The organism is Actinokineospora cianjurensis (genome assembly GCF_003663795.1).
GTDB lineage: Bacteria > Actinomycetota > Actinomycetes > Mycobacteriales > Pseudonocardiaceae > Actinokineospora > Actinokineospora terrae.
In genome coordinates this window covers 1,502,576-1,517,316 of record NZ_RCDD01000001.1, presented here as the reverse complement: position 1 = coordinate 1,517,316, position 14,741 = coordinate 1,502,576, and the positions used below count along the sequence as shown (strand labels likewise).

Annotated in this window: 14 protein-coding genes; 6 read left to right on the top strand and 8 right to left on the bottom strand. The window is 69.2% G+C overall.

The window, feature by feature from the left end; genetic code table 11:
- Positions 1–38: 38 nt before the first annotated feature.
- Positions 39–1,508, bottom strand: coding sequence for an MFS transporter (locus tag CLV68_RS07270; RefSeq protein WP_121389703.1), 1,470 nt, complete (start codon positions 1,506–1,508; stop codon positions 39–41).
- A 93-nt stretch (positions 1,509–1,601) separates the two neighbouring features.
- On the opposite strand from CLV68_RS07270, the gene CLV68_RS07265 reads away from it, so the two are divergent.
- Both CLV68_RS07265 and CLV68_RS35955 read left to right on the top strand, forming a co-directional pair.
- On the top strand, positions 1,602–2,312 hold the full coding sequence (locus CLV68_RS07265; protein WP_121389702.1) for a TetR/AcrR family transcriptional regulator: 711 nt from the start codon (positions 1,602–1,604) through the stop codon (positions 2,310–2,312).
- Positions 2,313–2,851: 539 nt separating this feature from the next.
- Positions 2,852–3,199: a tetratricopeptide repeat protein gene (locus CLV68_RS35955; RefSeq protein WP_121389700.1), complete on the top strand. Its 348-nt coding sequence runs from the start codon at positions 2,852–2,854 to the stop codon at positions 3,197–3,199.
- On the opposite strand, the gene CLV68_RS07250 is transcribed toward CLV68_RS35955, so the two are convergent.
- The 6 genes from CLV68_RS07250 to CLV68_RS07225 all read right to left on the bottom strand — a co-directional run bounded on the left by CLV68_RS07250 (position 3,125) and on the right by CLV68_RS07225 (position 9,863).
- A complete protein-coding gene (locus CLV68_RS07250; RefSeq protein ID WP_121389699.1) occupies positions 3,125–4,399 on the bottom strand; it encodes a thymidine phosphorylase in 1,275 nt (424 codons plus the stop codon). The two genes, CLV68_RS35955 and CLV68_RS07250, sit on opposite strands and share 75 nt — an antisense overlap.
- Positions 4,399–4,797, bottom strand: a complete 399-nt coding sequence (locus CLV68_RS07245) for a cytidine deaminase (protein WP_121389698.1) — start codon at positions 4,795–4,797, stop codon at positions 4,399–4,401. The genes CLV68_RS07250 and CLV68_RS07245 overlap by 1 nt, the downstream gene beginning before the upstream one ends.
- Positions 4,794–6,050, bottom strand: coding sequence for an ABC transporter permease (locus CLV68_RS07240; protein ID WP_121389697.1), 1,257 nt, complete (start codon positions 6,048–6,050; stop codon positions 4,794–4,796). Before CLV68_RS07240 ends, CLV68_RS07245 begins: the two co-directional genes overlap by 4 nt.
- On the bottom strand, positions 6,047–7,165 hold the full coding sequence (locus CLV68_RS07235; protein ID WP_092777936.1) for an ABC transporter permease: 1,119 nt from the start codon (positions 7,163–7,165) through the stop codon (positions 6,047–6,049). The genes CLV68_RS07240 and CLV68_RS07235 overlap by 4 nt, the downstream gene beginning before the upstream one ends.
- Positions 7,165–8,709: an ABC transporter ATP-binding protein gene (locus tag CLV68_RS07230; protein ID WP_121389696.1), complete on the bottom strand. Its 1,545-nt coding sequence runs from the start codon at positions 8,707–8,709 to the stop codon at positions 7,165–7,167. The genes CLV68_RS07235 and CLV68_RS07230 overlap by 1 nt, the downstream gene beginning before the upstream one ends.
- A 98-nt stretch (positions 8,710–8,807) precedes the next feature.
- On the bottom strand, positions 8,808–9,863 hold the full coding sequence (locus CLV68_RS07225; protein ID WP_121389695.1) for a BMP family lipoprotein: 1,056 nt from the start codon (positions 9,861–9,863) through the stop codon (positions 8,808–8,810).
- Positions 9,864–10,413: 550 nt separating this feature from the next.
- Between CLV68_RS07225 and sdhC the strand changes: the two genes are divergently transcribed.
- The 4 genes from sdhC to CLV68_RS07205 are packed head-to-tail and all read left to right on the top strand — an operon-like array spanning position 10,414 to position 13,848.
- Complete coding sequence (gene sdhC, locus CLV68_RS07220; protein WP_092777932.1) at positions 10,414–10,845, top strand: succinate dehydrogenase, cytochrome b556 subunit; 432 nt, start codon at positions 10,414–10,416, stop codon at positions 10,843–10,845.
- A gap of 1 nt (position 10,846) precedes the next feature.
- On the top strand, positions 10,847–11,260 hold the full coding sequence (locus tag CLV68_RS07215; RefSeq protein ID WP_121389694.1) for a succinate dehydrogenase hydrophobic membrane anchor subunit: 414 nt from the start codon (positions 10,847–10,849) through the stop codon (positions 11,258–11,260).
- Positions 11,261–11,302: 42 nt separating this feature from the next.
- Positions 11,303–13,066, top strand: coding sequence for a succinate dehydrogenase flavoprotein subunit (gene sdhA / locus CLV68_RS07210; RefSeq protein WP_121389693.1), 1,764 nt, complete (start codon positions 11,303–11,305; stop codon positions 13,064–13,066).
- Positions 13,066–13,848 (top strand): succinate dehydrogenase iron-sulfur subunit, encoded by a 783-nt coding sequence (locus tag CLV68_RS07205; protein WP_121389692.1) that lies wholly within the window; start codon positions 13,066–13,068, stop codon positions 13,846–13,848. Before sdhA ends, CLV68_RS07205 begins: the two co-directional genes overlap by 1 nt.
- A 46-nt stretch (positions 13,849–13,894) precedes the next feature.
- Here the strand turns inward: CLV68_RS07205 and CLV68_RS07200 are convergent, their stop codons facing one another.
- Positions 13,895–14,584 carry a hypothetical protein gene (locus CLV68_RS07200; protein WP_147459899.1) on the bottom strand — a complete coding sequence of 230 codons (690 nt, stop codon included), beginning with the start codon at positions 14,582–14,584 and terminating at the stop codon, positions 13,895–13,897.
- Between the last annotated feature and the right edge of the window lie 157 nt (positions 14,585–14,741).

Below are 14,741 nucleotides of genomic sequence, written 5' to 3'. Positions count from 1 at the left end.
CACTCCCCGGCAAGCCCCATCGAGCATCCCCGCGCCGGTCAGACCTCCACCGCCTCCTTCTCCGTCACTGGGATGTGCCGCAGAGAGCGGTAAGCGAAGACGGCCAGCAGACCTGCCACGGCAGCGGTGACGGTCGCGGTCACCGTCAACCCGTGCGTGAATGCCTCCCGCGCCGCCGCGATCAGAGCCGAATCACCGGTAGCAGTGGCCTCGCCCAGCGTCGACGGACCAGCCGGAAGATCCGCGTGGTAGATCGCCGCGCCGATGGTGCCGAGGATCGCCATGCCCAGTGCGCCACCGAGTTCGCTCGCGGTCTCGGACACGGCAGAGGCGGCGCCCGCGTGCTCCGCAGGGGCGGCGGTGAGCATCAGGTCGGAGGTGAGCGACGTGGTCATCAACACACCCGCGCCGACGCCGCCCGCGCCCAGCAGCACGAGCCACAGCGGGGATGACGGGGTGAGCTGGGTCAGCACGGCGAAGGCGGACGCGAGGACCACCAGCCCGGTGGCGACCAGCGTGGCGACCCGGACCCGGTTGGCCAGGATCCCGGTGACGGTCATCGCGACGATGATCAGCGGCATCGCGGCCAGTGACCAGAGCGCGGCGGTGAAGGGGCGCATGCCGAGCACGAGCTGCAGGTACTGGGTGGTGAAGAAGGTCGACCCGATGAAGCAGAACATCGCCACCACGTTGACCACCACGGCCCCGCTGAACGCCCGCACCCGGAACAGCGCGACGTCCACCAGCGGTGAGCGCCCGGTGCGCTGGCCCTGCACGAACACCGCGCCGAGCAGCAGGCCGACCACGACGGCGGCGACCGGCACCGGGGCGAGGCCGTCCACCGCGAGCTTCTTGATGCCGTAGATCACCGCGAGCACGGCGGCCAGCGACAGCAGCGCGCCCCGCAGGTCGAACCGGCCCGCGGCGGGGTTGCGGTACTCGGGCAGCAGGAACGGGCCGATCACCAGCAGCAGCACCATGGCGGGCACGTTGATCAGGAACGCCGAGCCCCACCAGAAGTGGTCGAGCAGGAAGCCGCCGACGATCGGGCCGACGGTGGCGCCGAGGGTGAGGCCGCCGGTCCACAGCGCGATGGCGGTCTTGCGCTGCGCCGGGTCGTGGAACATGGCGCGGATCAGCGACAGCGTGGAGGGCATCAGGGTGGCCCCGGCGACGCCGAGCAGGCCGCGGGTGAGGATCAGCACCTCCGGCGACCAGGAGTACGCCGCGAGCACCGACGCGGCCCCGAACGCGGTGGCGCCGACCAGCAGCAGCCTGCGCCGCCCGATCCGGTCGCCGAGCGCGCCCATGGTGATCAGCAGCCCGGCCAGCGCGAACCCGTAGACATCCATGATCCATAACTGCTCGGTGCCGCTGGGCTGCAGGTCGGCGCTGATGAACGGCAGTGCGAAGAACAGCACGCTCACGTCCATCGACACCAGCAGGCAGGGCAGGACCAGCACGGCCAACCCGATCCACTCGCCGCGCCCGGCACGTCCCTCGACCATGACCAACCCCTCACTGTTTATCTCGTACGCACTTTCGTTTATGTTATACGCAGAGGTAGGGTGGGACGTCAAGCCGATCCAGGGAACGAGGACATGACCGATACCGGACTCCCGGCCAGCATCGAGGCGGCCTGGGGCGCCCAGCGCCCGACCCGCGGCCCCAAACGCGCGTTGAGCCTCGACCGGATCGTCACCGCCGCGGTGGCCGTCGCCGACGCCGACGGCCTCGACGCGCTGTCGATGAGCCGGGTCGCGGGCGAACTCGGCACCAGCGCGATGTCGCTGTACCGCTACGTCTCGGCCAAGGACGAACTCCTGACCCTGATGACCGACGCGATCTTCATCGACGCCGCCACGGTGACATCGTCTGGCTGGCGCCCCGCCCTCACCGAACTCGCCTGGGGCTGCCTGCGCGCCTACCGAGCCCACCCCTGGGCCGTCCGCATCCCCATCAGCGGCCCCCCGGTGACCCCCCACCAACTCCGCTGGCTGGAAACCGGCCTGGCCGCCCTGTCCCCCACACCCCTGACAGCCGCCGAGAAGATGAGCGCCCTACTCCTCCTCAGCGGCATAGCCCGCAACGACGCCACCCTCGCCCACGACCTCGGCGAACCAGGCGACCTCATGCCCACCTACGCCCAAACCCTGCGCCGACTCCTGCCCCCGCAGGACTTCCCCCACCTGGTCTCGATCCTCACCACCGACGTCATGACCCAAGACGACCACCCCGACGTCGAGTTCGCCTGGTCCCTCGCCCGAGTCCTCGACGGCCTCGCCGCACTGATCACAGCCAAGCCGGAGTAGCCCGTGGACGCCAACCGCCCGACCAGGCGCTCCGGTGGGCGCTTGGGTGGCTGGGCCAGAGACCACGCAGCCGCGGCTTGTCGTCCTCACGACGTCTGGAACCCTGGCGGCCTGCACAACCTTTGACCCCCGCTTCCTGGTCACCACCCGCCGCCAGGTCGCCGCCCTCGTGGCCCACGACCGCCGCTTGGTGCACGTGGACCTACTCGCTCCGGCGCAGACTGCGACCTATCTGGCACCACACCAGCTCACCAGTGCAGCCGACCATGGCCACCTCCCCTGACGGTCGGCCAAGCCGCCGCCTACATCGTCCACCGCAACCTGACCTGCGAGACCAATCTGTCCCGCTGGCACGACCGCTGCTGCACATCGCGGCCGTGCTCGACCCCAACGGCATCCCCGCCTCGGTGCTCACGTCGCCGCCCGTCCTGGACTACCTCTCGGAGGGCGCCGGGGACCGCAGTCATCGCCGAAGACGCGTGGGGACGCGTTGAGCTGCCTGAACAGGCTCTCGTTAGCGGTGTTCGAGCTGGCACGAGATCGCCTACTGGCGCGCGGAAGCCGGTGATGTCAGCACCGCGCTCGCCGAGTTCGCGGCACTGCTCGACGACCAGGTCCGCGCGCTCGGCGGCGATCACCCGCATACCCTCAGCACCCGGCACGAACTCGCGAGTTGGACCGCGCGGGCGGGCGACGTCCGTGGCGGACTCCTTGCCCTCGAAGCGGTGTTCGACGACCGGGTCCGCGCGCTGGGACCCAATCACCCGCATGCCAAGGCCACCCGCGACGCCATCGCGTACTGGCGTGGGCGGTCAGGGGCGGATGGTGTCGACGACCAAGGGGCGGGGGGCCGGGGCGGTGGGGCCGATGGTGAAGGAGCCCTCTAGAGACGCCAGGGCGGCGGGTATGGCTTCGGGGGTGTTGGTGTGGAGTTCGAGGATCGGGTCGCCCGCGCGGACGGGGTCGCCGGGTTTTGTGTGGCAGAGGATGCCTGCTGCGGGTTGGACGGGGTCTTCTTTGCGGGCTCGGCCCGCGCCTAGGCGCCAGGCGGCAACGCCTACGGCGTAGGCGTCCAGTGTGGACAGAGTGCCGTCGGTGTCGGCTACCACGGTGTGGACGTGGGTGGGGCGGGGCAGCGGTGCCGTGGGGTCGCCGCCCTGGGCGGTGATCATGCGGGACCAGACCTCGTACGCCTGGCCGGAGGCGAGGACGGCGGCTGGGTCCACATGGGACAGACCGGCCATGGCGAGCATCTCGCGGGCCAGGGCCAGGGTCAGCTCGACGACGTCCGGGGGGCCGCCGCCCTGGAGGACCTCGATGGACTCGGCGACCTCGACGGCGTTGCCCACCGCGCGGCCGAGCGGGATCGACATGTCGGTGAGCAGTGCCGAGGTGCGCACACCGTGGGCGTGACCGATGGACACCAGCGCGTCGGCGAGGCGGCGGGCGTCGGCGAGGGTCTTCATGAACGCGCCGGAGCCGAACTTCACGTCCAGCACCAGTGCCGAGGCGCCCTCGGCCAGCTTCTTGCTCATGATCGAGCTGGCGATCAGCGGGATCGACTCGACCGTGGCCGTCACGTCGCGCAGCGCGTAGAGCTTGCGGTCCGCGGGCGCCAGCCCGGTCGTCGCCGCGCAGACCACGGCGCCGACCTCGCTCAACTGCCGCTGGATCTCGTCGACGGACAGCTGCGCGCGCCACCCGGGGATGGCCTCCAGTTTGTCCAGCGTGCCGCCGGTGTGCCCGAGCCCGCGCCCGGACAGCTGCGGGACGGCCGCCCCGCAGGCGGCGACCAGCGGTGCCAGCGGCAGCGTGATCTTGTCGCCGACCCCGCCGGTCGAGTGCTTGTCCACCGTCGGCCGGTCGACCGCCAGCGACAGCACCTCACCGGAGTTGACCATGGCCGAGGTCCAGCGCGCGGTCTCCGCCGCGTCCATCCCGTTGAGGTACACCGCCATCGCCAGCGCGGACATCTGCTCGTCGGCGACCACGCCCCGGGTGTAGGCGTCGATGACCCAGTCGATCTGGTCGTCGGTGAGCCGGTGCCCGTCCCGCTTCGCGCGGATGACGTCGATGGCGGTGAACATCAGGCCCCTTTCGCGGGCAGGTCGTGCGGGCCGAACGCGTGCGGCAGGACCACGGTCATCGGCTGCGGACCGTCAGGTGTGTCGACGAGGCAGTCAGGGCCACCGAGCTCGTAGATGACCTGGCGACAACGGCCACAGGGCATCAACAGCTCACCCGTGCCGCTACGACAAGCGAGCGCGACAAGCCGACCGCCGCCAGTCAGCCTCAACTGGCCTGCCAGGGTGCACTCAGCGCACAACGCCAAGCCATAAGAGGCGTTCTCGACGTTGCACCCGGTGATGACCCGACCGTCGTCGACCAGGGCCGCCGCGCCAACCTGAAGTCCCGAATAGGGGCAGTAGGCCAGCGCGGCCGCCGATACCGCTGACGCACGCAGTGAGTCCCAGTCGATCGTCATATCGCGTGGCCCTTCCGGTAGGGCTCACCGACGAACTTGGGTGGCCGCAAGCGCTGCGAGGCCAGCCCGAGCACCAGCAGCGTCACCACGTACGGGGCAGCGCCGATCAACTCGGGCGGTACCTCGTCGCTGGTGAAGTACCACCACCCGAACAGCACGCCGATCACGGCCGCGACCCCGGACAGCACGTTGTGGCCGGACCGGTACTGCAGCACCGCGACGACCACCAGCGCGATCCCGAGCAGCAGCAAGAGCGCGTGCACGGCGTTAGAGCCGCGCAACGCCATCGCGTCGGTGTACCCGAACAGCCCGGCGCCAGTCGCCAGCCCGCCAGGCCGCCAGTTGCCGAAGATCATGGCCGCGAGGCCGATGAACCCACGCCCACCGGTCTGCCCGTCCCGGAACTGCCCCGAGCTCACCGCGAGGAACGCCCCGCCGAGCCCGGCGAACGCGCCCGACGCGGTCACCGCGAGGTACTTGTACTTGTAGACGTTCACACCCAGCGACTCGGCAGCCGAAGGCGACTCGCCACACGACCGAAGCCGCAGCCCGAACGGCGTCCGCCACAGCACCCAGCCAGTGCCGACGATCAGCACTACGGCGAGCAGCGTGAGCAGCGAGATCTCCGTCGTAAGACCGCGCAGCACACCCGCGAGATCCGACACGAAGAACCACCGCTTGCCTTCGATAGTGCCCATCAGATCCGAGAAACCAGGCAGCGTCACCTTCGCCGCGTCCTCGATGCGCGGCGACTGCTTCTGACCGCCACCCGGCGCGTCAGCGAAGTACAGCTTCGACAGGAACAACGCGGCCCCTGGTGCCAGGAGGTTGATCGCGACACCGGAGATGATGTGGTCCACGCCGAAGGTGACGGTCGCGACCGCGTGCAGCAGACCGCCGACGATCCCCAGGAACAGGCCGAACACGACGCCCGCCCACGGCCCCCACTGGTAGCCCGCGTAACCGGCGCCGAACGTGCCTAGAACCATCATGCCTTCGAGGCCGATGTTGACCACACCCGCGCGTTCGGCCCAGAGGCCCGCGAGAGCAGCCATGGCGAGAGGTACTGCTGCCGTCAACGCGGCTTGCACGGTCCCAGAGGACGTCAGGTCCGTCGCACCGCTCAGTGCCCGCACGGCCGACAGCACAACCAGAGCGCCCACCGCGACGAGCAGGTACACCATGGGCGACAACCGCTTGCCGCGCCGCGTGGGAGTCGACTCCAGCCCCACGGACAGTCCGCCGACGGTCATGCGGACACCTCCTCAAGCGTCTTGGTGCGGCCGAGCGCCTTACCCACGGCCTGTTGCTCCGCACGCACCCGGTAGCGGCGAACCAGTTCATACGCGACCACGACCGACAGCACGATCACGCCCTGCATGATCAGCACGATCTCGCGCGGCACCCCGGAGATGTCCAGCGCGTTGGCGGCGTTGTCCAGGAAGCCCCACAGCAGCGCGGCGACCATCATGCCCACCGGGTGGTTGCGCCCCAGCAGTGCGACAGCGATACCGACGAACCCCAGCCCAGGCGGGAAGTCCAGCGAGTAGGTGTAAGAGGAGCCCAGCAACTGCGGCATGCCTACGAGCCCGGCGACCGCCCCCGACAGCAGCATCGAGATGACGACCATCTTCTTCACGCTGACACCGCTGGCCACCGCCGCGGACTCCGACAGCCCTGTCGCCTTCAGTTCGAACCCGAACTTCGTGCGCGACAACACGAACCAGTACACAAACCCGACCACCGCGGCCAGCACGACCAGCCCGAACACCTTGGTCGACGACCCCGACACCTCGATGCCCGGCACCTGGCCGCCCTCGGTGATCTTCGCGGTGCCGATGTTGTTGCTGCCCGGCGTGGTCTCGGCCAGCCGGGCCGGGTTGAGCAGGTAGGACACCAGGTAGGTGGCGATCGCGTTGAGCATGATCGTCGAGATCACCTCGGACACGCCCCTGGTGACCTTGAGCAGCGCGGCGAGCCCGGCCCAGCCCGCGCCGACCAGCATCGCCACGCCGATGGTCAGCGCGATCCGCAGGAACGAGGGCAGGTTGTCCATGAACGCGGCACCGGCGAGCGCGGCGGAGAGCATCGCGGCGAGCCGGTACTGCCCGTCGACGCCGATGTTGAACAGCTTCATCCGGAACCCGATCGCGACGGCGACCGCGGCCAGGTAGTAGACGGTGGCGCTGTTGAGCGAGTTGACCAGGGTCCGGGGCCGCTGCGCCGCGGTGGCCATCGCGTCGACGGTGTCGATCGGCGAGTTGCCGGTCGCGGCCAGGATGATCCCGCAGACCAGGGCGGCGAACACCAGCGCGCCGAGCGGGGCGGCCAGGCCGAGCAGGACGGAGCGGGCGGTGAGGTTGCGCATCAGTCTTCCCTCCCCGCGCCGGTCATCGCGGAGCCGAGCTGCTCCGGGGTCACCGTCGCCGGGTCGTGGTCGGCGACGAACCTGCCGCGCAGGATCACCGACAGGGTGTCGGACATGCCGATCAGCTCGTCGAGGTCGGCGGAGATGAGCAGGACCGCGAGCTGCTCGGCGCGGGCGCGGCGGATGTGCTCCCAGATGGCGGCCTGCGCGCCGACGTCGACGCCGCGGGTGGGGTGCGAGGCGATCAGCAGCACCGGGGAGCCGCTCATCTCCCGGCCCACGATGAGCTTCTGCTGGTTGCCGCCGGAGAGCGCGGAGGCGTTGACGTCGATGCCGGGGGTGCGGACGTCGTACTCCTCGACGATGCGCTCGGTGTCGCGCTTGGCGCCCTTGCGGTCGAGCAGCGGCCCGCGCACGTTGGGCGCGCTGGTCTGGTGCCCGAGGATCCGGTTCTCCCACAGGGGCGCCTCTAGCAGCAGACCCTGGCGGTGGCGGTCCTCGGGGATGTAGCCGATACCGGCCTCACGGCGGTGACGGGTCGTCGCGCGCGTGATGTCCCGACCGGACAAGACGATGCTGCCTGTGTTGCACGGCTTGATTCCCATAAGGGCCTCGACCAGCTCAGCCTGCCCGTTGCCCTCAACGCCCGCGATGCCAAGGACTTCACCGGCGTGGATCGTGAAGGACACGTTGTCGAGCACGGTACGTCCATCGGCGCCGACGACGGTAAGACCGCTGACGGTCAAGACAGCTTCATCAGTCACTGTGGACTCACGCAGCTCCGGAACCGGGAGCGCGCTACCGACCATCAACTCGGCCAGCTTGCGCGCCGTGACCCCCTCCGGCGAGACACTCGCGACCGTCGTCCCGCGCCGGATGACCGTGATGTCGTCGGCGACCGAGAGCACCTCGTCCAGCTTGTGCGAGATGAACAGGATGGTCAGGCCCTCCGCCTTGAGGTCGCGCAGGTTGCCGAACAGCTCGTCGACCTCCTGCGGCACCAGCACCGCGGTCGGCTCGTCCAGGATCAGCGTGCGGGCGCCCCGGTAGAGCACCTTGAGGATCTCCACCCGCTGCCGCTCGCCGACGCCGAGGTCGTCGACCAGCCGGTCGGGGTCGACGCCGAGGCCGTAGGCGGCGGAGATCTCGGCGATGCGGGCCCGCGCGGTGCCGAAGTCGAGCGCGACGCCCTTGCGCGGCTCGCTGCCCAGCACCACGTTCTCCAGGACGGTGAGGTTGTCCGCGAGCATGAAGTGCTGGTGCACCATGCCGATCCCGGCGCGGATGGCGTCGGCAGGCGAGGAGAAGCTCACCGGCGCGCCGTTGACGGCTATCGTGCCCTCGTCCGGCTGCTGCATGCCGTAGAGGATCTTCATCAGGGTGGACTTGCCCGCGCCGTTCTCCCCCACGATGGCGTGCACGGTGCCCGCCCGGACGGTGATGTTGACGTCGGAGTTGGCGACGACGCCGGGGAAGCGCTTGGTGATCGCGGACAGCTGGACGGCTGGGGCGGGCGCACCGCCCGCTGGTGGCTCCGTTGACACGGCCGAATCCTTGTCGCTGTGGGGAAGGGGCGCGATAGCGCGACGGACCCGGGGCCGCTGGTGTGCGGGACCCGGGTCCGTCGGCGAGTGGGACCCGCTTACTTGGTCGACGGGACCTTGATCTCGCCCGAGGTGATCTTGGCCTTGTACTCGTCGATCTTGGACTTGATGTCGTCGATCTTGCCGCCGCTGGTGGCGTAGTCGATGCCACCGGCCTTGAGGTCGTAGACCTTCTCGCCCTTGGCGAACTTGCCGTCCTTGACCGAGGTGATGAAGTCGTAGACCGCGACGTCCACCTCCTTGATCATCGAGGTGATGATGACGTCCTTGACGTCGGCGAGCGCGGGCAGGTTGTACTGGTCGGAGTCGACGCCGATGCCGAACTTGCCATTTGCCTTGGCGGTCTTGAACACGCCGTTGCCCGAGCCACCCGCGGCCGCGTAGACGATGTCGGCGCCCGCGTCGAACATGCCCTTGGCCGCGGTCTCGCCCTTGGCCGGGTCGTTGAAGCCGGTGAAGTCCGGCGGCTGGGTCAGGTACTTGACCTGCACGGTCGCGTCGGCCTTGACGGCCTTGACGCCCGCGGCGAAGCCGACCTCGAACTTCTGGATCAGCGGGACGTTGACGCCGCCGATGAAGCCGACGTTGCCGGTCTTGCTCTTGAGCGCGGCGGCCACCCCGACCAGGAAGGAACCCTCCTGCTCGGCGAAGGTCAGGTTCGCGACGTTGTCGGCGGCCGGGTCGGCGCTGTCGATGATGGCGAACTTGACCTCGGGGAAGTCCTTCGCGGTCTTCTCCAGCGCGGTCGCGTAGGCGAAGCCGACGGCGATGACGGTGTTGTAGCCGCCCTCGGCGAGCTGGCGGAGCCGGTCTTCCTTCTGGGCGTCGGTCTCGCCAGCCGCCGCCTCCAACTCCTTGATGTCGATGCCGAACTCGGACTTGGCCTTGTCAAGACCGCGCGCGGCCGAGTCGTTGAACGACTGGTCGCCGCGGCCGCCGATGTCGTAGGCCAGCCCGATCTTGAGCTTGGCGGCGGCCTGGCTGGTGCCGCCGCCCGTGGTGGTCCCACCGGAGCCGCTGTCGCTCTTGGAGCCGCAGGCCGCCAGGGTGAGCCCCAGCGCCACCAGGCCAGCCGCGAGACGAAGTCCCCGCATTCGGCGCAAGGCTTTCTCCTTCCGGATCTCCACGCGTCCTCACCAGACGCTGTCGTTCCGCAGGACCGTACTCCCCGGTACGGACCTTTCCCCGGCACGACGCAGGGTGTGACCCAATTGTTGGTTGACACCACCCGGGGTGGCCACTCGGCGACCCGACCGGGTGGCGCGGCGGCTGGTCAGCACACCCCCGCCGCCTGACCGGCGCCGTTGTCGGTCCTCAGTGGACGGATAGGGGCCGCCGGTAGGGGGCGGCCCGGCCGGAACAGGGGTGGGCCGGAATCGATTCAGCACCACTCGGTCCCCAACCGGGCGGCGCTCGCCACGCTGCGTCACCGGATCCGCCGAGCGCGCCGGGCGCAGTGGCCCCACCAGCGGGGGACGGGGCTCGGGTGCGTGTCTCGTCCGTCACAGAGGGGATCGGCGGGTTGGGTGCGCTCCGCTCGTCGGGTCTAGCATCCGTTGGGTCAAGGCCCGTTTCGGGTGGAGTCCCCACCCGCCGCGGCACACCACCAGCAAGTCCATCAGCGATGTTGGAGGCCTGCTACCGATGTCCGACTCGGCCATCGCCACCGAGCAGGTGTCGCCGCGCGGGTCCCGGCGCACCGGGACGCTCTACCGAGGCGACCCGGGCATGTGGTCCTGGGTTGCGCACCGGATCACCGGGGTGCTCACCTTCTTCTTCCTCTTCGCCCACGTGCTGGACACGGCGCTGGTGCGGGTCTCGCCGAACGCCTACGACGAGATCATCGAGACCTACAAGACCCCGGTGGTCAACCTCCTCGAGGTCGGCCTGGTCGGCGCGGTGCTCTACCACGCGCTCAACGGCCTGCGGGTGCTGCTGGTGGACTTCTGGAAGCACGGCCCCCGGCTGCAGAAGCCGATGCTGTGGACGATCCTGGGCATCTGGGTCGTGGTGATGGCCCCCGGCGCCTACTTCATGATGGAGCGCACCGTGCGCGAGATGTTCGGGGGCAACTGACATGGCGCTCGCCCTGGACAAGCCGCGCGCACCGCGCCGCCCGGCCGCCCGCCGAGGCAACTTCGAGATGATCAGCTGGATCTTCATGCGGGTCTCCGGCCTCGCGCTGGTCGTGCTGGTGCTCGGCCACCTGCTGATCATGAACATCCTCGACGGCGGCGTGCACCGCATCAACTTCGCCTTCGTCGCCGGGCGCTGGTCGAGCCCCTTCTGGCAGGTGTGGGACCTGCTGATGCTGTGGCTGGCCGAGATCCACGGCGGCAACGGGTTGCGCACGGTCATCAACGACTACGCGCGCAAGGACAGCACCCGGTTCTGGCTGAAGATCATGCTCTACGTGTCGATGGTGCTGATCCTGTTCCTCGGGACCTACGTGATCTTCACCTTCGACGCCACGATCCCGACCACGCACTGAGTGCGCGCCCACCACACCCGAGTCGGAAGAAGCGGTTGACCCATGCAGTTCCACAAGTACGACGTGGTGATCGTCGGGGCAGGTGGCGCTGGCATGCGCGCGGCCCTGGCGGCGGCCACCGAGGCCGGGCACGCGCCGCGCACCGCGGTGCTGACGAAGCTGTACCCGACCCGGTCGCACACCGGCGCGGCGCAGGGCGGCATGTGCGCCGCGCTGGCCAACGTCGAAGAGGACAACTGGGAGTGGCACACCTTCGACACGATCAAGGGCGGTGACTACCTGGTCGACCAGGACGCCGCCGAGATCATGGCGAAGGAGGCCATCGACGCCGTCCTGGACCTGGAGAAGATGGGCCTGCCGTTCAACCGGACGCCAGAGGGCCGCATCGACCAGCGGCGCTTCGGCGGCCACACCCGCAACCACGGCGAGGCCGCCGTGCGCAGGGCCTGCTACGCCGCGGACCGCACCGGGCACATGATCCTGCAGACCCTGTACCAGAACTGCGTCAAGCACGGCATCGAGTTCTTCAACGAGTTCTACGTGCTCGACATCTGCATCACCGAGACCGAGACCGGCCCGGTGTGCACCGGCGCGGTGGCCTACGAACTGGCCACCGGCGAGATCCACGTGTTCCAGGCCAAGGCGATCGTGTTCGCGACCGGCGGCTTCGGCAAGGTCTTCAAGACGACGTCCAACGCGCACACCCTCACCGGTGACGGCATGGGCATCATCTTCCGCAAGGGCCTGCCGCTGGAGGACATGGAGTTCTACCAGTTCCACCCGACCGGCCTGGCCGGGCTGGGCATCCTGCTCACCGAGGGCGCCCGCGGCGAGGGCGCGATCCTGCGCAACGCCTCCGGCGAGCGGTTCATGGAGCGCTACGCCCCCACCATCAAGGACCTCGCGCCGCGCGACATCGTCGCCCGCTCGATGGCCCTGGAGGTGCTGGAGGGCCGCGGCGCGGGTCCGAACAAGGACTACGTGCTGCTCGACTGCACCCACCTGGGCGCCGAGGTCCTCGAGACCAAGCTGCCCGACATCACCGAGTTCGCCCGGACCTACCTCGCGGTGGACCCGGTGACCGAACCGGTGCCGGTGTACCCGACCGCGCACTACGCGATGGGCGGCATCCCCACGAACATCCACGGCGAAGTGCTGCGGGACAACGACAACGTGATCCCGGGCCTCTATGCCGCCGGTGAGTGCGCGTGCGTGTCCGTGCACGGCGCCAACCGGCTCGGTACGAACTCGCTGCTCGACATCAACGTGTTCGGTCGCCGCGCGGGACTGGCCGCCGCCGCTTACGCCGCCAACCACGACCTGGTCGACCTCCCGGAGAACCCGACCACGGTCGTCGAGGACCAGGTGTCGTTGCTGCTGTCGGACCACGGCCGCGAACGCGTCGCCGACATCCGCACGGAGCTACAGGCCACGATGGACGCCAACGCCTCGGTGTACCGGACCGAGGAGACGCTCAAGCAGGCGCTGCACGACGTCCAGGCGCTCAAGGACCGTTACGCCCACATCTCCGTGCAGGACAAGGGCAAGCGGTTCAACACCGACCTGCTTGAGGCTGTCGAGCTCGGGTTCCTCCTTGAACTGGCCGAGGTCCTGGTCGTGGGCGCGTTGGAGCGCAAGGAGTCCCGCGGCGGCCACGCGCGCGAGGACTACCCCAACCGCGACGACACGAACTTCATGCGGCACAGCATGTTCTACAAGCAGGGCGACGGTCTCAAGAGCGAGATCCGGCTGGACTACAAGCCCGTGACCTTCACCAGGTACAAGCCCATGGAGCGGAAGTACTGATGACTGCGGCTACTGTGAACCGGGAGTCCGGATCCCGTGGGGACCAGCCGCCGGTGCCCGACGGTGCGGTGACCATCACCGTGAAGATCATGCGGTTCAACCCCGAGGTCGACTCCGAGCCGCGCTGGGAGTCCTTCGGGGTGCCCGCGCTGCCCACCGACCGGGTGCTGAACCTGCTGCACTACGTCAAGTGGTACCTCGACGGCACGCTCACCTTCCGCCGCTCCTGCGCGCACGGCATCTGCGGCTCGGACGCCATGCAGATCAACGGCGTGAACCGGCTGGCGTGCAAGGTGCTGGTCAAGGACCTGATGTCCGGCGGCGGCAAGCACACCACGATCACCGTGGCGCCGATCAAGGGCCTGCCGGTGCACAAGGACCTGCTGGTCGACATGGAGCCCTTCATGGAGGCGTTCCGCGCGGTCAAGCCGTTCCTCATCACCTACGGCAACGAGCCCACCCGGGAGCGGATCCAGTCCGCCGCCGACCGCGAGCGCTTCGACGACACCACCAAGTGCATCCTGTGCGCCTGCTGCACCACGTCGTGCCCGGTGTTCTGGAACGAGGGCAGCTACTTCGGCCCCGCCGCCATCGTCAACGCCCACCGCTTCATCTTCGACTCCCGCGACGAGGGCTCCCAGGAGCGCCTCGACATCCTCAACGACGCCGAGGGCGTGTGGCGCTGCCGCACCACCTTCAACTGCACCGACGCCTGCCCGCGCGGCATCCAGGTGACCAAGGCGATCCAAGAGGTCAAGCGCGCACTTCTCTTCCGCCGCTGAGTGGTTGTCGCTAGAGGCCGCGTTCCCCTTGGGGGCGCGGCCTCTTTCATTTCCGGAGCTTGGGCACCGCTGACTCGGCCAGCGCGCGTGCGCCTTCTCCGGACACTCTTAGGTCTACCGGCACGTCGGGTCGGATTCGGACGGAGACTGTGGAACCACTGATGAGCGCCGGACGACCACCCACGTGATCCGCGTAGTGGGAGTCGTCTTGGAGAGTGGCCGTTAGGGCTACCTCGTTGCGGCCCACGACGCACTTGTCCTCACCTGGCACGCCTTTGACGAGTTCGCAGAGCCGCGCCGTCCGCTCCGGCTTGGGCAGGTCGACGATGTCCACCCCCGCGAGGTCGACAGGCGCCGTGAGGACCGGCCGCAACGCCGCCAACACCTTGTCCTCCATCGCACTGTCCGACGGCTCCACGGTCACGTTCACCGAGGTGGCCCCCAGATCCAACCCAGGCCCCCCGAGCCGCACCGTGACCACCCGATCCCCACCCCGCAGCAAACACGCCCCAGCGACCGTCACAGACCCCTGCACCGGCCCCACCACATCACCCCACGGCAACGCGTGGCACAACACCTGCCCAGCCGTCTCGGGGAACACCTCACCCAACGCCTCCCCGGCGACCAGGCGCACCGGCCGCAGGTCGTACTCCCCCAGCACCATCTCGGGTTCCTCGGCCGCGGGCGTGGAACACCCCGCCACCAGGAGGAACACCGCCAGCAGCACCTTCCGCATGCCGGTGACGCTACTCACGATCAGGTGAACCCGCACCGATGCGTACAGCTGGCAGGAGTTGATGTCGACAGTCGAGCGCGCTAGCCGGTACTGCCACACCTGGCGAAAGTCTGATCCGCACGCCGTGGTTGCCGTCTCCGCACCGGCCGCGCGGGCT